The organism is Noviherbaspirillum aerium, from assembly GCF_008929045.1.
GTDB lineage: Bacteria > Pseudomonadota > Gammaproteobacteria > Burkholderiales > Burkholderiaceae_D > Noviherbaspirillum > Noviherbaspirillum aerium.
Window position 1 is genome coordinate 274,198 of the sequence record NZ_VFAH01000002.1, and the last position, 17,486, is coordinate 291,683.

The 17,486-nt window shown below is 55.1% G+C and carries 17 protein-coding genes; 7 read left to right on the forward strand and 10 right to left on the reverse strand.

The window, feature by feature from the left end:
* Positions 1–63: 63 nt before the first annotated feature.
* Positions 64–813 carry a creatininase family protein gene (locus FH061_RS04525; protein ID WP_151633411.1) on the reverse strand — a complete coding sequence of 250 codons (750 nt, stop codon included), beginning with the start codon at positions 811–813 and terminating at the stop codon, positions 64–66.
* A 70-nt stretch (positions 814–883) separates the two neighbouring features.
* Positions 884–2,170, reverse strand: a complete 1,287-nt coding sequence (locus FH061_RS04530) for an MFS transporter (RefSeq protein WP_151633413.1) — start codon at positions 2,168–2,170, stop codon at positions 884–886.
* 166 nt (positions 2,171–2,336) lie between these two features.
* On the opposite strand from FH061_RS04530, the gene FH061_RS04535 reads away from it, so the two are divergent.
* Complete coding sequence (locus FH061_RS04535; protein ID WP_151633415.1) at positions 2,337–3,254, forward strand: LysR family transcriptional regulator; 918 nt, start codon at positions 2,337–2,339, stop codon at positions 3,252–3,254.
* 121 nt (positions 3,255–3,375) lie between these two features.
* Here FH061_RS04535 and FH061_RS04540 read toward each other — a convergent pair whose 3' ends face one another.
* The gene (locus FH061_RS04540; RefSeq protein WP_192804907.1) at positions 3,376–3,612 is read right to left on the reverse strand and encodes a transposase; all 237 of its coding nucleotides are present in this window, start codon (positions 3,610–3,612) and stop codon (positions 3,376–3,378) included.
* A 509-nt stretch (positions 3,613–4,121) separates the two neighbouring features.
* Positions 4,122–5,072, reverse strand: a complete 951-nt coding sequence (locus FH061_RS04545) for a LysR family transcriptional regulator (RefSeq protein ID WP_225984481.1) — start codon at positions 5,070–5,072, stop codon at positions 4,122–4,124.
* Between the two features lie 192 nt (positions 5,073–5,264).
* Here FH061_RS04545 and FH061_RS04550 point away from each other — a divergent pair, with 192 nt between their 5' ends.
* Entirely contained in the window at positions 5,265–6,128 is an 864-nt protein-coding gene (locus FH061_RS04550; protein ID WP_151633419.1) for an SDR family oxidoreductase, read from the forward strand.
* A 143-nt stretch (positions 6,129–6,271) separates the two neighbouring features.
* Here FH061_RS04550 and FH061_RS04555 read toward each other — a convergent pair whose 3' ends face one another.
* Positions 6,272–7,123, reverse strand: coding sequence for an alpha/beta fold hydrolase (locus FH061_RS04555; protein WP_151633421.1), 852 nt, complete (start codon positions 7,121–7,123; stop codon positions 6,272–6,274).
* An 89-nt stretch (positions 7,124–7,212) separates the two neighbouring features.
* Between FH061_RS04555 and FH061_RS04560 the strand changes: the two genes are divergently transcribed.
* Entirely contained in the window at positions 7,213–8,064 is an 852-nt protein-coding gene (locus FH061_RS04560; protein ID WP_192804908.1) for a LysR substrate-binding domain-containing protein, read from the forward strand.
* Positions 8,065–8,543: 479 nt separating this feature from the next.
* On the opposite strand, the gene FH061_RS04565 is transcribed toward FH061_RS04560, so the two are convergent.
* A complete protein-coding gene (locus tag FH061_RS04565) occupies positions 8,544–9,479 on the reverse strand; it encodes a LysR family transcriptional regulator (RefSeq protein WP_151633423.1) in 936 nt (311 codons plus the stop codon).
* Positions 9,480–9,586: 107 nt separating this feature from the next.
* Between FH061_RS04565 and FH061_RS04570 the strand changes: the two genes are divergently transcribed.
* Positions 9,587–10,192, forward strand: a complete 606-nt coding sequence (locus FH061_RS04570; RefSeq protein ID WP_151633425.1) for a chromate transporter — start codon at positions 9,587–9,589, stop codon at positions 10,190–10,192.
* Positions 10,182–10,715, forward strand: a complete 534-nt coding sequence (locus FH061_RS04575; protein WP_151633427.1) for a chromate transporter — start codon at positions 10,182–10,184, stop codon at positions 10,713–10,715. The genes FH061_RS04570 and FH061_RS04575 overlap by 11 nt, the downstream gene beginning before the upstream one ends.
* A gap of 1,050 nt (positions 10,716–11,765) precedes the next feature.
* Here the strand turns inward: FH061_RS04575 and FH061_RS04585 are convergent.
* The 4 genes from FH061_RS04585 to FH061_RS04600 form a co-directional block, all read right to left on the reverse strand.
* Positions 11,766–12,533, reverse strand: a complete 768-nt coding sequence (locus FH061_RS04585; RefSeq protein WP_151633431.1) for an SDR family NAD(P)-dependent oxidoreductase — start codon at positions 12,531–12,533, stop codon at positions 11,766–11,768.
* A 336-nt stretch (positions 12,534–12,869) separates the two neighbouring features.
* The gene (locus FH061_RS04590) at positions 12,870–13,271 is read right to left on the reverse strand and encodes a cupin domain-containing protein (RefSeq protein WP_151633433.1); all 402 of its coding nucleotides are present in this window, start codon (positions 13,269–13,271) and stop codon (positions 12,870–12,872) included.
* Between the two features lie 86 nt (positions 13,272–13,357).
* Positions 13,358–13,837 (reverse strand): carboxymuconolactone decarboxylase family protein, encoded by a 480-nt coding sequence (locus FH061_RS04595; RefSeq protein WP_151633435.1) that lies wholly within the window; start codon positions 13,835–13,837, stop codon positions 13,358–13,360.
* A gap of 354 nt (positions 13,838–14,191) precedes the next feature.
* The gene (locus FH061_RS04600) at positions 14,192–14,947 is read right to left on the reverse strand and encodes an SDR family oxidoreductase (RefSeq protein WP_151633437.1); all 756 of its coding nucleotides are present in this window, start codon (positions 14,945–14,947) and stop codon (positions 14,192–14,194) included.
* A 212-nt stretch (positions 14,948–15,159) separates the two neighbouring features.
* Between FH061_RS04600 and FH061_RS04605 the strand changes: the two genes are divergently transcribed.
* Complete coding sequence (locus FH061_RS04605; protein ID WP_151633439.1) at positions 15,160–16,740, forward strand: winged helix-turn-helix domain-containing tetratricopeptide repeat protein; 1,581 nt, start codon at positions 15,160–15,162, stop codon at positions 16,738–16,740.
* A gap of 324 nt (positions 16,741–17,064) precedes the next feature.
* Positions 17,065–17,307 (forward strand): hypothetical protein, encoded by a 243-nt coding sequence (locus tag FH061_RS04610; protein ID WP_151633441.1) that lies wholly within the window; start codon positions 17,065–17,067, stop codon positions 17,305–17,307.
* Positions 17,308–17,486: the final 179 nt, after the last annotated feature.

Here is a 17,486-nt window from a genome sequence, read left to right on the forward strand (position 1 = left end):
AAGGGTGCGTCGGACCGTCCTGCTCGGTGCCTGCGTCGATTGCACGCAGGCGGACCAGGAACATCATGCCGGGACCGGCTCATCGATGAAGGCTTCCAGTTCCTTTACCAGGCTTTGCGCTGCGAGCCTGACTAGCGCCTCGCCTTTTTCAGGAGTGGCTTGTCCAGGATTGGAACCGACACGGCCGTCAGGGAAGCGGCTCCGGAATTCAAGCGCCTCGCGAATGGGTCCGGACGGTGCGATTGGCGGTGCATAGTCGGCCGATTTGCGCGCGGAGGGAAACGCCCACTCGGTGACGGCAATTTCGGACGGCGTGGCGTGAGCGCCGTGCCCGGTCGGGAATTGTTCCCGCGCCAGTTCGCCGACGCCCGGCAGGTCCCACCAGTTGCTCAATTTCAGCGCATAGCCGGCGCGGCGCCTGGCGAAACTGGCTTCGGCATACACTTCGGCGAACGCCGCTTCGATGGAGGCAATATTGCCGCCATGGCCGTTCAGGAAAAAAATCTTCTCGAAACCATGTCCCGCCAATGAGCGAATCCAGTCACCGATGGCGGCGATGAAGGTGGACGGCCGCAGTGAAATGGTTCCCGGGAAGGCAAGATGATGCTGCGCCATGCCGATGTTGAAGGTAGGAGCGACCAGGATGTCGGCCGCTTTCTCCGCTTCCTGCGCGATGATTTGCGGACATAGCCAGTCAGTGCCAAGCAGTCCGGTGGGACCGTGCTGCTCATTGGATCCGATCGGCACGACGATGGCGCGGCTGCGCTTCAGATACTGTTCCACTTCGGCCCAGGTAGATAGATGTAATAACATGATTATTGCTCCTTGATGATTCGGCTTTGCCTGAGCCGTACGATAGATATAGGTAGTGAACCGGGTGACGTTACGGCTGCATCGGACGCTTGCTAGCCAGGATGATTAACGATGCGGCAATCGGCAGCATGGCAATCACCAGGACGCCGAGGTGAAGGCTTCCGCTGGCGGTCTTGGCCCATCCAATGATCGCTGGTCCCCAGAAGCCGCCGGACAGGCCGATCGTGTTGATAAGCGCAATCCCGCCGGCAGCCGCCGGTCCCTTGACATATTCGGACGGCATCGCCCAGAACACGGTATAGGCCATCCAAAAACAGGAGGTGGCAAGCGTTAGCAGAATGAGCGAAACAACGAGATTGCCATCCACCAAGGTGGTCGCGGCCAGCAGCAGGCCGCCCGCGGCCGCCGGCACCGCGCTGTGAAAGCGGCGCTCTCCTACCTGGTCGGAGCGGCGGCCCATGACATACATGGCGACCGCAGCGGCGATGTAAGGTATCGCAGAGTAGCGGCCAAGCTGCACGGTATCGGTGACGCCCTGCGCTGCAATGAAGGAAGGCAGCCAGAAGCTGAGGGCATAGATAGTGGCAATGATGCAGAAGTAGGCCGAGGCCAGCACATAGATCTTTGGATTCCTGGCAACGGCCTTGAAGGAATGGCCGTGTGCTGCGCCACAGCTGACTTCGGCTTCGAGAAGCCGCTTTTCATCACTGGACAGCCAAGTCACGTCTGCTGGCCGGTCCGGCAGAAACTGCCATGCGATGATTCCAAGGAGGACGCAAGGCAAACCCTCGACCAGGAACATCCATTGCCATCCCGCCAGTCCGGCCGTGCCATTGAGTGCGGTGATGAGCCACGCCGATACCGGGCCGCCGATGATGCCGCCGAGCGGACCGGCCAGAAATACCAGTGCGATCGCCCGAGCCATGCGTTGCGGACCGTACCAGCAAGACAAGTAGTAGATCATGCCCGGGGCAAACCCGGCTTCAAAGACGCCGAGCAGAAAGCGAAGTGCATAAAACGTGGGCACATCGCGGACGAAGAGCATGCATGCCGAAGTGATACCCCAAAGCACCAGGATCCGGCTGAATGTTTTCCTGGCTCCCACTCGGGGCAGCATCAGGTTGCTCGGTATCTCGAACAGGACGTATCCGATGAAAAATATCCCTGCGCCCACGCCATAGGCGGCGTCAGACAATCCAAGGTCGGCTTGCATTTGAAATTTGGCGAAGCCTACGTTAACCCGGTCGAGATATGCAAACAGGTAACAGATCAGCAGAAAGGGCAGCAACCGCCAGTTGATCTTGCTATAGAGAGCCGGGACGTCATTTCCTGCGACTGTGGTGGGTATGGCTAACATGCGTATCTCCTTGTGAATCGGTCGATTGTTATTGTTGTGTGAACCGATGATGCCACTACGGATTGCCCACACCAAGAGCAACTAAGTTCACACTTCGTTCTTTTTTGGGCAACACAAAGCAGGTTTGCGTATCATGTTGATATGGCAAGCACCAAGGAGGATGGAAATGCGAGAAATCAGTCAGCAACGCCTGAGGTATTTTCGCGAAGTGGTCATGCATGGTTCGATTCGCAGGGCCGCAGACAGCCTCAACACGTCGCCTTCCGTGATCACCCGCCAGATTAAGCTGCTTGAGGAAGAGCTCGATACCGCCCTCTTCGAACGCGAAGCCCGTGGCGTCAAGCCGACGGCGGCTGCGGCCCATCTGTTGGAGTTCTGGCATGGTTACCGGTCACACCAGGAAAAACTCGAAGACCAGCTGCATTTGCTGAAGGGGTTGCAGCAAGGCGAAGTCAAGCTTGTATTGAGCGAGGGCTATGTGGATCCGCTCGTCAACGAGGTACTCGCGCCATTTTGTGCCCGCTACCCCAAGCTCCAGATCAGCATGACCATCCTGCCGGTAGACGATGTGCTTAATGAAGTCGCGGAGAGCCGAGCGCATATCGGGCTTGCTTATAACCCGCCACCGCATCCACGCATCGAGTACAAGGCAAGCGCAGCGCAGCCTGTTGTCTTGCTGTTGCGGCCTGATCATCCATTAGCGGTACGGGGCGGTGCTGCCAGCATCGAAGATCTGCTGTCGTTCCCGCTTGCAATCATGCCCGCCACATTCGGAATTGGCCATGCGGCAGCACTGGTGGAGTTTGCAGAGAATATCAAGCTGCGCCCTACCCTGGTCACCAATTCGCTTACGGCTTTGAAGCAGTTAGTCGCCTATGATAACTTCATGACGCTGATTGGGGAATTTGCCGCCTATCGGGAAATTGCGTCGGGAGATCTTGCCGTTGTACCGATCGATCATCCCTTGTTCAAAGCTACCCATGCGCGGCTTCTCGTAAAGTCCGGCAGGCCGCTTCCGGCTGCTGCAATGGAGCTGCTCAACTACATTTTGCAACGGATGGCGATGTTCGGTGTTCCAGCCTGAAACGTCGCCGGCCCACGCCTAAGGCAATGGCGACCTGACCTTAGGTTTGCGAGGGAAAGCCCGTGCTTCTCTTCCATGGGCAACTGATGTGCCCGGATTATAAAATAGCTTGAATACGGCATCATGCGGTTCCGCTAGAGCGTTTACACGCCGACTTGCCATAGCCGGAATGGCGAATGTATCGCTCAAACTCATCCGGAGCGAAGTCGTCAATTAGTTTTCCGATGAACGACCGTAGCTCTGCGACCGTGCGTTTGGCTGCTTTCTTAAGATAAGTTCTCATCCTGGAGAACACCTGTTCAATGGGATTGAGGTCCGGACTGTACGGTGGCAGGAAGCGCAATTGTGCCTCAGCCACCGTCAATGCTTCTGCGAATGAAGCCTATGAAGTACGCCTGCACGAGGAAGTCACGCCACAGGCGGCGAAAAGGAACCCGCTAGACCGCCCCGGCACGTTGGCTCATGACCTGCCGTGAGGCTTGTTCCGACAAGCCTCCTCCGCCAGAGGTGGCTGCACTGCTAGCCTTCCTCACCTCGAGCTACGCAATCAACCTCTCTGTCCGGATTTAACAAACTGCCGCTCAAACCTTCCAACAACAGAGCTTGTTTGCAATACTCGCAATTGAAGTGCTGATGGATTTTATTTGACACAGAAATAAAAGCTCCCGAGGCATCTCTATGTCGGGGCCTTCTCTCTCTCTATCCGCGAGCTTCCGAAACGGAGCGTGATTCTTTTAAAAGCGGCGGCGAGATAAGTTGGAGTGCCTGCTGCCCGGTGCAGGATGAGTATTTGATTTTGCCGGTAACGAGCACCAGGCATTAAGATTTCAGAAATGACCATAGGCATCACAAGAAACGCTATGATCGCTAAAATTTAGCCGCGATCGCTGCCACTTCCCCAAATGGCAGGCCGGAGCATGACAACGAATGGCGCACGACATCGAGAAACGCACGCATGCCGGCCGTCAGGTGGCGGTGCCCGGGATAGTAGACGCTCAAGCCCGGCAACGCAGGAGACCAGTCATCCAGTACCTGTACCAGACGGCCCTCGTCCAAGGCTGTTCGTACCGACCATTCGCTGACCCACGCCAAACCGGCGCCGAGTTCGGCCGCTCGGATCATCAAATGATAGTCGTCGAAGGTCAATTGGCCGGCCGGCTCGATGGTCTCCGCCACTCCGTCGCGCTCGAACTCCCAGCGGTACAGGGCGCCGCTGGGCAGGCGCGTGCGAATACATTGGTGGTCGTGCAAGTCGGCTGGGACCAGCGGCGCCGGACAGCGCCCGAAGTACTCGCGCGCACCCACGACGACGAAGCGTATCGGCGGCGTGCAGGGAACCGCCACCATATCCAGCGGCAGATGCTCCACCTGACGGATACCCAGGTCGAAGCCCTCGGCCACGATGTCGACCAATCTCCCGTTTGTCACTAGATCGACCTGCATCTCTGGATACTTCGCGACGAACTCGAGCACGATCGGTGCCAGCACCATTTGAGCCGCGCCCTCAGATGTATTAATGCGGATGGTGCCTGAAGGGGTGTCGCGCAGGGCACTGACGCCGGCGATCGCCTGTTCAATCCGGTCCAGCGCTGGCTTAACTTCAGCGAGGAACTGTTCACACGCTTCGGACGGAGCGACGCTGCGCGTGGTGCGATTGAATAGACGCACGCCCATACGCGTCTCCAGCGCCGAGATGCTGTGACTGAGGGTCGAAGGCGACATGCCAAGCGCAGCAGCGGCCTTGCGGAAGCTCCGATGTTCGGCCACGGCGACAACGGCGTTCAGTTCATGCAGAGCAGCTTGTTTCATGGAAGTCATGCGAACCGGCAAGCCGGGTTGCAAGCATGCATTATCACTAGTGCATAAGTATAGCCGCCTCGGGCACGGCATACTGATTATTCGATTCTATTCATTACCTCATGCAATTCGGGACGGATTGTCGGTACGACTGCCTCCCCTTACCATTTCTTGGCGCGCGCACCTCATCCCATATGCCAGAAAGGTAACTTCATGAGCAAGACAGTTCTCATCACCGGCTGTTCATCCGGTTTCGGCCACGCCGCCGCCCTGTACTTTGCCCGTCAGGGCTGGAACGTCATCGCCACAATGCGTGTGCCCAAGGATGGCGGCCCCTTGGCCCGCTTCCCCAATATTCTGGTGACCCGTCTCGACGTGCAGGATCCGGACAGCATTACCCGGGCCATCGCCGATGGCATTGAACGCTTCGGCAACATCGACGCGGTCGTGAACAATGCCGGCTTCGGCTTGTTCGGCGTGTTCGAGGCGGCCGCCGAAGCAAAGATGCATGAACAGTTCGACGTCAACGTGTTCGGTCTAATGCGCGTGACTCGTGCCATCTTGCCCCATTTCCGCGCCCGACGTAGCGGCACGATCATCAACATCACTTCCGGTGCCGGCGTGTTCGGCCTGCCGATGATCTCGCTGTACACTGCCACCAAGTTCGCGGTGGAAGGCTTCTCCGAATCGCTCAGCTATGAACTGTCGGCGTTGGGCATCGCGGTCAAGATCGTCGAGCCGGGCGGCGTGCTGGATACTGGCTTCGGTGACCGCAGCGGCTCGGAGTCACAGGAACTGAACCCAATCGCCGACTATGACAACTTCAACGCTGCCGCGGCGAAAATTTTTGCTAACCTGCGCGGCCAGCGCCTGGCCACAAGCGAGGACGTGGCACGGGTGATCTTCGAAGCCGCAAGCGACGGCAGCAATCGACTGCGCTACGTCGCCACCGACGATATCGTGCCGCTGGTGAAGGCGCGTCGAGAGACTACGGAAGACACCTATATGACCATGATGCGCGCACGCTTTCCCGTCGCGGAATGCGAAGGCTGCGCTGGGAACGCCGATGTAAGGTAATCGCCGCACCCATTATTGCAGCTCGGCCGACCACTGTCCCGTACGTTGCATGGACGGTGGTCGGCAATGCCGGTGGCATGGGTGCATTACGCGCACTTGATCGCGGATTACGCCATACAAGAAGCAGCATGCGATCAGTCCCTTCAAGTATTCAAAAAGGCTTGAATCAGCCGATTGAATACCGCCGAATGCGTAACGTTCATGCCATGGGATGCACCTGTGATGGTTTGTTTGCGCGCGTACTGGATCCAGCTCTCTAGCTTTTCAACGTTGGCGCGATAGATTCCTGGACTCTTTTCTCCTGCAATCAATAGCGTCTGGCACCTCACCTTAGCTGCTGAGACACGTGTGTAAGCCGGTAATGGATCTCGAAACTGCTTTGGAAGCGTGGATGCGTTATCGATTGCCATCGTACGAAAACTGACAGGGCTCTTTCGCCAGACGCCGGGTATGCTAACCGAGTCGACGAAGAGTTCCACTCCAGCATCAATCTCGCCACTCTCGATCAGCTTGGCCACTTTTACACGAAGGGCATCCGTTGAGACCGGAGATACCGCTTCCTGCGTTGCACCGGTATGCAAAGGACCACCCGGATCAGCGAGCGTCAGCGTTTTAACCAGATACGGGTATTCATGCGCCAGATGAAACGCGATGCATCCGCCTCTCGAGTGCCCCACAAGATGGACCGGCCCGATATCCATTACCGTGATGAATTCGGCCAGTTCATCGACGTGTGCCCTCCATCCAAACTGTCCTTGTTTGCCGGCATCGGCTGCGGGCCAATAGTGACTAAGACTGATTGAAATGCAGAAGAAGTGTTGTGAAAGAATGTCTGTTTGACTATTCCAATATCGGTAATCGCAGAGGGAACCGTGAACAAACACCAGCGGTTCTCCCGATCCGCGAGCAACATATGGAATGGAGATGCCGGATGGAATCGAGGCAAAGCGCAACTCAGAGTTCACAAGGACTGATGGGTCGGTTCGGGCATTCATAAATAGGCTCCTTTCCGATACTATGCACGACACCGTCATCTAAGAAAATCGCGTAATATTGAACTCACTTATCAATTTATCTGATACCAATGAAAGCACTCGATCTGGACGTCCTGACGATGATCGTAGCCGTGGCTGACACGGGAAACATCAGCCGCGCAGCCGAAGTCGTCCATCGCTCGCAGTCGGCGGTGAGCATGCAGATCAAGACGCTTGAGACTGCGCTCGGCAAGCCGCTTTTCGTACGAGGGTCCAGAAGCGTCATCCCGACACAAGATGGTGAAGTACTCCTGGCATACGCAAGACGTATGCTCACCCTACGCGATGAAGCATGGGCTGCAGTGGTTCGACCCGACGTCACCGGACGCGTCGTCATTGGTGTACCCGATGACTACGCGTCATCATTATTGCCCCCGATCCTGAAGAAGTTTTCTGCCATCTATCCGAAAGTGGAAATCCAAGTGGTCGGACTGCCGAGCGTAGCGCTCGCCCCCATGGTAAAGGATGGAACAGTCGACTTAGTTTGCGGGACCCGTGTAAAGGGCTTGTCGGGAGAGTTCATCCGGTTCGAGCCCATGGTCTGGGCAGCGGCACCGAGTGCACATGACATTTGGCGCGAGAGACCGCTTCCAATTGCTGTTTTTTTGTCTGGCAGCGTTGCGAGGGAAAATGCGATCCGTAGTCTAGAGCGAGCGAAAATCGGCTATCGGACTTCTTACGAGAGTCCAAGCCTGCTTGGACTGCTCAGCATGGTCGACGCCGGCTTGGCAGTGGCCCCTCTCGCGCGGTGTGCTGTTCCGGCTCACCTTACCTTGCTCGGCCAAGCACAGGAATTGCCAGAAATTGCCCCGCTGGAGGTCATCCTCGCCCGAAGCGCCAAATCCAACCGTCCGCCATGTGACTTTCTCGCCGAAAAGATCATGTCAGAGTTACGGCGCTAACCGATTTTCCCCGGTGCGAGAAAAAGAATTAGAGTTCATTGCATAAACACTTCCGCAGCAAGGTGATGAAGCAATGAAGATATACGGAACTGGTTAAAGGCTGATTGTACGACTCGCATCGAGCAAGAATGCGTCGGCACTTGTTAAGCCTGGCAGATAGGCGTTCTAACCGGGACGTGAAAACACTTATGGAATATGTTGGCTGGAAGGATGTCCGTTCAGCCATGCGTTATGTCGAGACTGCCGCCCCTTCGCACGGCACCGTAACAGTGAAATGTTGGCGCTCGATTCCCGGAAATGCGCGGCTGGATCCAACTTGACAGCGATCTCTTTTGTCTTTTTCGGATTAACGTTCCATAGTGCCTCGGAAGGGTATCGAGTGACATTCAATTAGCGTCAAAAACGATAAGAGACTACTTAAGGCCCGCCTGCTGATTCCGATCAAATCGGAAATCGAAAAAAAGCCGGGTAATTTCCCTTCAAAACTTTCTCTTGCCAAGAGTGGCCCGAGGGGCCTTCGATGCCATCAGATCATATAAAACCTGCGCGGCCGGAGACAACTTGCTAGTTTTGCGAGTAATCAATGCCAAAGTTCGAGAAACCACCGGCCTAACGAGCGGGATTATTTTCAACTGGGGATATGCTCCTTCCTGCATTGCCAAGCTTGGTACGACGGCCGCGGCGACACCTTTGGCCACCAGCCCCACAGCGGTCGAGCTTCGTTGTACTTTGTATTGCACATGCAAAGCCAGCTTGGCGGCGGAACCTGCCAAGCTGCTATCACTAAGCAAGCCATCGAGTAACGACTGGTTCCCACCGACCCTGCCAGCGAAGATCAGCGGGTGACTGACCAAACTGGCCCAGTTGAGCGTGGTATGCACTGCCAAAGGATGATCATCGCGGCAGATTAGGACAAAACGGTCTTCTAGCAAAGCAGTAGAGATAAGATCAGGATGGTGTGGTGTCGCGAGATTGATGCCGAACTCCGCTTCCCGCCTCAATACGGCTTGCTCCACACCAAATGACGAATGATCCAGGATCTGGATGCGGTTCTCCGGATAAAGCGTCGAATATTCATGAATGATTGCGGGCAGATATTGAATACCCACGGTAGGCACGCACGCTACGGAGACATCGCCTCGATGCGCCTTCCCGGTCTCTCTTATTTCGGTTAGCGCGGTAGAAAGCTCTTCCAGCAGGCGTCGCGCTCGCGGGAGAAAATCCTCGCCTATTCCAGTGAGACTTACTGATCGAGTCGTTCTTTCCACCAGCGTCACACCAAGAAATTTCTCAAGGTTACGCAATCGTTGCGTCACTGCAGTCTGGGTAACGTTCAGCGTATTGGCCGCCTTTTGGAAGCCGCCATGATCAGCGATGGCCACAAAAGCTTCCACACCGAGAATATCGATTTTCATAAGAAAATTGAATCAATCCGCATAATAAATTCATTTTACTCCGCAAATGCAGTGCTATATCGTCTCAATGACGACACTATCTGTACACATACACGCCAACCCTACAAATGAACATTACTGCACAAGCTGCCATAGCATCACCAGCGATCCGCAAACTGTCGGGGTTCGAATTGTTTTGGGCCTTTTCTCAGATTGCCCTCTCTGGTTTTGGCGGTGTTTTACCCTTTGCCTATCGTGGTCTGGTTGAACAACGTAACTGGCTGACAGCATCAGAATTTGCCGAATACCTCGGACTCAGCCAAATGCTGCCAGGAGCAACTATATGTAATGTGGCCTTGATGGTAGGCCACAAATTCAATGGAATCCGGGGTGCATTCTGCGCACTAGCGGGCATGATCTTCTTCCCCTTCCTGTTAGTGATCGCCCTTGGAGTCGGATACCAATACTTTGGCGAGCTAACTCCGGTGAAGAATGCCCTGAAAGGAATGGGTGCGGTCGCCGCTGGCTTGATCTTGGGAACAGCAGCCAAGATGGCACTGAAGATTCTTCAAGAGACACTTCAACGTCCTATCCGTGCTTCCCAAGTGGGCCTCGCTGGCCTTGCCTTCGCCGGCATCAGCGTACTGGAGTGGAAGCTTATCTACGTATTTGGCTTATTGGCAATCGGTGGCACATCGCTCTTTTATGTGATTGGGAGAAAGCATGGACAATGACGTGGACATCCTTGGATTTTCCGCCCATTTGGCGTTACTCTCGTTGATGGCCGTCGGCGGCGGCCTGGTGATGATCGCGCCCGAAATAAGCGAGTATGTGGTGACTGATAGGGCATGGCTATTGAAGGAACAATTCACGGCTGCTTACGTCCTTGCTCAAGCAGCACCTGGGCCAAACCTTCTTTTTATTTCTTTGATCGGATGGTTTATAAGCGGATGGTACGGTGCAGTGGCTGCCACCGCCGCCGTGCTTCTCCCGTCGATCCTAATTACGCTCGCGCTCATCAGAGCCCGTGTGCAACACAGCGCAAGCAAGTTTTCTGTTGCATTAAGTCGAGCGATTGCGCCAATCTCAATAGGATTGCTCGTTGCGACGGCATGGGTCTTTGCCACTGCCACCGACGCAGGCTGGCACGGATATCTGGTCACGGGCATCACGGCCCTGCTACTCGTTAAAACACGTCTCAATCCAGTATTGCTTATCGGACTAGGGGCATTGGTAGGCGCATCTGGGCTAATCTGATACCCGAAGTACGAAGACCGTCATCATTAGAGAACTCACAGCGAGCTTGATATGAATGATCCCCAAAGAGCATTAACACTTCAATTGCTGGAATGGATTGATCAAGGAAATCACCCTTATAAGGAGGTTCTTGAGGTCTGGAAAAGCTCCTGCCCGAGGCTAACCGTGTGGGAAGATGCATGCGAAGCAGGGTTAGTGGACGCCATGCCTGGCATGGCCGGCACTGTTTTTCTTACGCAGAAAGGCAAGGCATTTCTGATGTCCGTTAGCAGTCACAGCCGTATATAACAAAGCTTGTAAAAATGGCGCCACTGCCGATTCAACAGCAACGGCCACACTTTCGTGAATGTGCAAAGGTATCCTTACCTTCCGCAGTTAAGCCGCCGTTCCGAAAGAAACCATAGAATCGTGATCCTTTCCGATTGGTGACGAATGAAGTTGATGTTGGATAGCGAGTGCAATTGAGCTTGTCACTGCAGTGTTTACCAACATCGCTTTGTTCGAACTCCAAGGTCAGCAGGTTTTTAACCGTGAGCTTGCAAAACTGGGATACCGACCACCGATGTGGCATCAAGTTTCTCGAATCCTACGATCAGAATACGATCCGGTCTTCTTTATTGGGCAAGGCGCTCCGCCGGTCTAGCGCTCGGGCGCGCCAGCGGCCGTACTGTGGCGTCTGAACCCCGGCGCCAACAGAGCGCGTGCTCCTTCCCAGTTCTGTGCATTAGTTTCATCTGCGAACGATCGTATCAGTGACTTGTTCTCTTCAGACATAGCACACCTGGTTAAATGGGTGCCGAGTGTTATATCTCTCGCTTCTAGCAGCGTCACCTCGGCAACGGTTTGGATTAAACTTTGGGAGATCCTCCGCATACTGCTTCGCAACGATCATCCCTTGCCGAGACATGTCTTTACTCTCGAACGGTGATTTCTATGTCAATCGCTGATGATATGCACGACAGCAGGCTGATAAGCACCGGAGCGATCCGGTGCCTGCTTATTGTTTTAGAGCGAGTTACTGGATCTCGTCGTCGCCAATATTGATGGCAGCTAGAGTAAGGGAAACTTGGTGCGCCCACTGTCGATCAGTATGAACTCGCCGGTAGTCTTACGTGCGCCGTCGCACAACCAGAAGCAGGCATCGGCAACATCTTCCGGTGCGATGGTAGCGCTCATGGGCGTCGATTTAATATACGTCTGACGGATTGCTTCATAGCGTTCCGGCCCGAGGCCGTTCTGCAACCATGGTGTTTCCACCATGCCGGGCCCCACTGCATTGATACGCACCTCCGGCGCCAGCGCTCGTGCCAAGCCAAAGGTCATAGCGTTAAGTGCTCCCTTTGATGCCATGTAGGCGACGCTGGAGCCAATGCCCGATACTGACGCGACCGACGATACATTAACAATACCGGCTCCAGGATTGCGTTTCATCAAGGGCGCAAAGGCTCTTATCATCTGGTAAGCACCGATAACGTTGACTGCGTAAATATCCTGAAAATCCTGCGCATTCAATCCTTCCAGATTGGCGGCTGCAACGAATTTGGTCGTACCAGCATTGTTGACCAGCGCATCGCATCTTCCCCATTTTTCCTCAACCGCACTAGCGAGTGCGCGGCAGTCCGCGTCGTCTGCAACATTTGCCTTATATAGCAATACCTCCGCACCGAACGCCTGGCAATCGTCAGCGACTGCGCGTGCCGGCTCCGCATTACGGGAAAAATTAATTACTACGTTGTAGCCATTCTTGGCGAACCGCCTGACGGTAGCAGCACCAATGCCTGAAGAAGAACCCGTGACAACTGCGACTTTCCTATTCACCTTTGTCTCCTTTTCGTTGTATTCTGCTTAGATAACGAGTCAGCCTGTTTTGCCTGATGGGATCAGTGCCGACTCAGCGAACAAGTAATTATAGTCCGGGTACGCCATAGCATCCACACGAGACGTCTAAGCATGCCATTGCGGTCAACATCAATTCTGATACGGCGTCGGTGCAGTATCAGATTTTTGTTCAGCGGCCGATTTGCGACATTATCGCCAGAATATCTCGCGCCAACTGTTCGCCTTCCGTTTCGCAGATCGTCGCATTGGATAAGCCGCTCTTTTGTTGTGTTATCCGGCATGGAGGCAGCAAGGTACGCGGCCTCCATGCTCGTTTCAGGGTACCGGCATTGAAACAGGTTTGCCACTATCCTTCAACAGGACGACCAGAAACCTGGCGGGCTTGGTAAGGCTGGCGTTGCGTGAGACCGTGTGTATATCGTCCGGGCCTTCGTAGAAGGTCTGGCCCGGTGTCAGCGTGACGGATTTACCACCTTGCACGCCCATCACAATTGAACCCTCAAGCACATAAACGAACGCGTGCGCATTGTGACGATGCACCGCGCTTTCTCCGCCGGGCGGATAATCGACTGTGATGACTAGTCCTTCCTTGCCTGGATAGTCGGCTAGGGTTTTGGTCATCAGCGGCGTCACCTGTGCCTCCGGCCGAACCTGCTGTGCGCCGGCGGTGCCAACTGCCGACAGCAGCAACATAAAGAAGATCTTAAGAATATTCATGGCTTGTTCCTCGTGGTGGCCTGCAAAAAGCAATCGTGAGTGGGTTTGAAGGGGCGCAGGCCTTACTCAACTGCGCCGATGCCGGGTCAGGACAGGCCAGACTTGTCGATGCCGAATGCCTTGTCGTACGTGCCGGGCGCGACACGAAAACCCACGTTGACGCGATTCCAGGCATTGATCGACATCACCAGGAAAGTCAGATCCGACAATTCCTTTTCAGAAAATTGCGTACGGGCGAACTCATAGACGTCATCGGACACGCCTTTGGGGGAAATCCGGGTCAATGCTTCGGTCCAGTCCAGAGCGGCGCGTTCACGTGGATTAAACAGCGTGGACTCGCGCCAGATGGCGACATGGTGCAACCGTAGCGGTCGCTCCTCATGTATCGTCGCTTCCTTAACGTGCATGTCGACGCAGAAGGCGCAACCGTTGATCTGCGATGCCCGGATATCCACGAGATCGCGGATCGATGTCTCGATGGAGGACTGTCTGAGGGCGAGGCTGAATTCGACGAATTTCTTGAACAGCTCCGGAGACTGCTTCTGGTAATCGATGCGTTGGGTCATGATGAATCCTCCATGTAAAAAAAGATTTGATACCAGGCTGTGTCTGATAAGCGTCGCGAGCGTTCCGGATTGGCGCCGAGGGGCGCACGCGTACGCAGGGTACGCCGAGCACCGCAGGCGTCAATCCGGACCGCGCAGCGACTTATCAAACACAGCCTAGTGGTGTGAGTTGGAAATTTGTTGAAAGCAAATGTGGCGAAATTATGTCGAGACAAGGAAAAAAGCACAGCAAGACCGTGTCTCTGCCAGTCGTTGCGCGCATTGTTGACGCAGTATCGGCTGATTCTCGTCCACCATTTGATCAACAAATTCTTAACTCGCACCACTAGGCCACGCGGCCCCTGAACTGCAGGCTTATCGTTGTGCCGATGAGCGGCTGAGCCAGTTGTGAAAGCGTGTCGGGCCGATGCGCGCTTCATCGCTCGTGACGAGAGATCGGTCATCCAGTTCGCTGCCGAAGTAGCGTGCATGCACATCGGCGATTATCTGCCTCTTGTCGTTGCGCGCGGCAAGGAACTTGCCTGCAAGTACATCGAGAGGGAAGCGATCGGGACCGCCCACTTCGACAATGCCATTCACCGGCGCCCCGACCGCGAGATCGCACAGCACAGCCGACACGTCGTCAGCCGAGATCGGCTGGATAAGGGCGGGCGAAAGACGAATTGTGCTGCCGTCATCACCCGAGTTGATAATGCCTTCGATGAATTCGTAGAATTGCGTCGCACGCAGAATGGTGTAAGGAATCTTCGACGCCTTGATGAGGTTTTCCTGGACGACTTTCGCCCGGAAGTAGGCATTTTCCGGAAGGCGGTCGGCACCAACGATCGAGAGTGCGACGTGGTGCTCCACTCCTGCCTCAGCTTCGGCGGCGAGAAGGTTTCGACCCGACGTTTGGAAGAACTCCAGTACTGCCCGGTCCTCAAATGACGGAGAATTCGCCACGTCAACGACGACCTCGGCGCCAGCCAGTGCTTCAGCCAGTCCTTCCCCGGTAATCGTATTTACGCCCATGCTAGGCGATGCCGCTACAGTCTCATGACCATAAAGGCGTAGCCGGTTTACAATGTTTGAACCGATAAGGCCGCTACCGCCGATAACAACTATTTTCATGTTTCGCTCCTTGACTCAGTGTCTGCCTTCTTCATTGCTGCGATCGATGTATGCAGTATGCTTTTCGGCCGGATGAAATACTTTGCCGATGCATTGTGTTTGCATTGAGTTTGCTTTGGATATTTATTTAGAGATACGCGTCTGCGCGTTGGCATCACTGCCCCGTGGCCTTGCCGAGTACCAGGCGCGTGCGTACAGAAAGGGGGCTGCAAGTGGTATTAGTGTTTGAGGATTGCGTGCTCGACCTGGATCGGCGGGAACTCCTCCGGGCATCCCGGACCGTTGCAACCGCACCCCAGGTCTTCGACGTGCTGGTCTTCTTGGCGAAGAGCCGCGAGCGTGTCGTCAGCAGGGACGAACTAATCAACGCGATATGGTCCGGCAGGATTGTTTCGGAATCGACCCTGGCCAGTCACATCAACGCGGCACGCAAGGCGGTGGGCGACAACGGCGAGCAACAGCGCGTAATTCGAACGATTGCCCGCAAGGGATTCCGGTTCACCGCTGATATCAAGGAGGTCAAGCCATCGGATGGAATCGATTCATCTGGCACGTCTTCCGCGACAGAGATTCAAGCACAATGCGCTCCAGCCTTGCCTGCCAGACCGTCGATTGCAGTCCTGCCGTTTGTCAACCTGAGCGGGGACAAGGAGCAGGAATACCTGGCCGACGGCGTGGTAGAGGACATCATCGCGGCCTTGTCGCAGTATCGCTGGTTGTTTGTCGTTGCGCGCAATTCAAGCTTTACCTATAAAGCGCGTACGGTGGACATAAAGCAAGTTGGTCGCGAGCTGGGCGTGCGCTATGTGCTGGAAGGCAGTTGGCGAACCGCAAAAAATCGCGTGCGCATCACGGGTCAATTGATCGATGCAACAACAGGTACGCATCACTGGGCAGGCCGCTTCGAAGGTGTGCTTGAAGACATCTTTGAACTGCAGGATCAGATTACAGAAAGTGTAGTCGGCGCGATTGCGCCACAGCTTGAGCGGGTGGAAATCGAGCGTGCGAGACGCAAGCCGACGGAAAGCCTTGATGCCTACGATTATTATCTGCGTGGCATGGCCAGGTTGCATCATGGCACCAAGGAAACCATCGACGAAGCACTGCTGCTCTTTAATAAGGCAATAGCGGCCGATCCGAATTTTGCCTCATCCTACGCGATGGCGGCATGGTGTTATTGTTGGCGCAAGCTCAACGGTTGGATCACCGATCGCCCACAAGAGATTGCCGAGGGTGTTCGGCTGGCTCGCCAGGCTGTCGAGCTGGACAAGGGCGATGCAGTTGCTCTTACGAGGAGCGGCCATGCTCTTGGCCATCTCGCCGGCGATCTGCCGGGCGGAATCGCTCTCCTGGACAAGGCACTCATGCTCAATCCGAACCTTGCAGCAGCCTGGTTCCTCAGCGCATTCCTCAAGCTCTGGCACGGCGAAACGGATGCAGCTGTCGAGCACTTTACGCACGCCATGCGATTAAGCCCCCTGGACCCGGAAATGTATCGAATGCAAGCCGGAACGGCTGCTGCCTATCTCTTCATGGGGCGCTTTGACATGGCGTCGTCATGGGCGGAGAAAGCGATTCGGGATTTGCCAAGTTTTCTGCTGGCAGCCGCCGTCCTTGCCGCGAGCCATGCACATGCCGGACGGATAGCCGAAGCGAAATGCGCGATGGAGCATTTGCGTGAGCTTGATCCTACTTTGCATCTCTCCAATATCGTGAACTGGTTACCGATCCGTCGACCAGAGAATCTCGCCACATTGGTGGACGGGCTTCGTAAAGCGGGGTTTCCGGAATAAGGAGATTCGGCCATGTCGAACCTTGAAGGCTTCCAGAAGCACTCAAGACGTGCGTATGCAGACAATCTGTAAAGAAGCTATTGGATGTTCCGAGCGTTTCTCCTATGCGTCATGAGAGTAGCGAACGACAAGGTGCTTGCACAGCTATTTCTTATTGTTAAGACGTATATCGCATTCTTGAGTAACACTACTTTTCCACGTCTACCAATAGTTGGTATCTATGGCGATATTTCTTTAATAATAATTTGTCATCATATGTAGTCGAACGAAGGATACCTGCGGCCCTCTTAAGCTTAAGACGCCAACCGTATGTAGAGGGTAGCTATGGACGAATATCAGATATTGGCGTTGCTCTCCAAGATAGAGCCGGGCGACGCCGATTTGCATAGGATCAAGATCATGCTCGCAGAAACCTTATCGGAGGTCTCTGACAGACTCAACGATGACCAGATGAGACGGCTGCTGATCTGTAGCGCTTATCTGTATCACAGGGCAAACTGCACTAGCCAGGAGATCGATGCAATTGACCGGCACGAAGCGATGCGCAGCAGAATGCAAATGAACTAGAGCGGATTGCAGGTGAGTATACGGAAGCATCGGTCTGCCTTGGGATGCAGGGCGAGGCGGCAGGAGCGCCGTGGGGCGGGCCACACCAGCAACGACCAACGCCGCCATGCGCTCTAGGCAGGCCGAGGCGACCGTACAGTCGCCTGCAATCCGCTCCAGGCTTGTTCACACTTCGTTCG

What these genes read in the sequence shown, in the direction of transcription:
- FH061_RS04525 (WP_151633411.1), bottom strand. Translation starts at nt 813, where the DNA reads ATGTTATTACATCTATCTACCTGGGCCGAAGTGGAACAGTATCTGAAG.
- FH061_RS04530 (WP_151633413.1), bottom strand. Translation starts at nt 2,170, where the DNA reads ATGTTAGCCATACCCACCACAGTCGCAGGAAATGACGTCCCGGCTCTC.
- FH061_RS04535 (WP_151633415.1), top strand. Translation starts at nt 2,337, where the DNA reads ATGCGAGAAATCAGTCAGCAACGCCTGAGGTATTTTCGCGAAGTGGTC.
- FH061_RS04545 (WP_225984481.1), bottom strand. Translation starts at nt 5,072, where the DNA reads ATGACTTCCATGAAACAAGCTGCTCTGCATGAACTGAACGCCGTTGTC.
- FH061_RS04550 (WP_151633419.1), top strand. Translation starts at nt 5,265, where the DNA reads ATGAGCAAGACAGTTCTCATCACCGGCTGTTCATCCGGTTTCGGCCAC.
- FH061_RS04555 (WP_151633421.1), bottom strand. Translation starts at nt 7,123, where the DNA reads ATGAATGCCCGAACCGACCCATCAGTCCTTGTGAACTCTGAGTTGCGC.
- FH061_RS04560 (WP_192804908.1), top strand. Translation starts at nt 7,213, where the DNA reads ATGAAAGCACTCGATCTGGACGTCCTGACGATGATCGTAGCCGTGGCT.
- FH061_RS04565 (WP_151633423.1), bottom strand. Translation starts at nt 9,479, where the DNA reads ATGAAAATCGATATTCTCGGTGTGGAAGCTTTTGTGGCCATCGCTGAT.
- FH061_RS04570 (WP_151633425.1), top strand. Translation starts at nt 9,587, where the DNA reads ATGAACATTACTGCACAAGCTGCCATAGCATCACCAGCGATCCGCAAA.
- FH061_RS04575 (WP_151633427.1), top strand. Translation starts at nt 10,182, where the DNA reads ATGGACAATGACGTGGACATCCTTGGATTTTCCGCCCATTTGGCGTTA.
- FH061_RS04590 (WP_151633433.1), bottom strand. Translation starts at nt 13,271, where the DNA reads ATGAATATTCTTAAGATCTTCTTTATGTTGCTGCTGTCGGCAGTTGGC.
- FH061_RS04595 (WP_151633435.1), bottom strand. Translation starts at nt 13,837, where the DNA reads ATGACCCAACGCATCGATTACCAGAAGCAGTCTCCGGAGCTGTTCAAG.
- FH061_RS04600 (WP_151633437.1), bottom strand. Translation starts at nt 14,947, where the DNA reads ATGAAAATAGTTGTTATCGGCGGTAGCGGCCTTATCGGTTCAAACATT.
- FH061_RS04610 (WP_151633441.1), top strand. Translation starts at nt 17,065, where the DNA reads ATGGACGAATATCAGATATTGGCGTTGCTCTCCAAGATAGAGCCGGGC.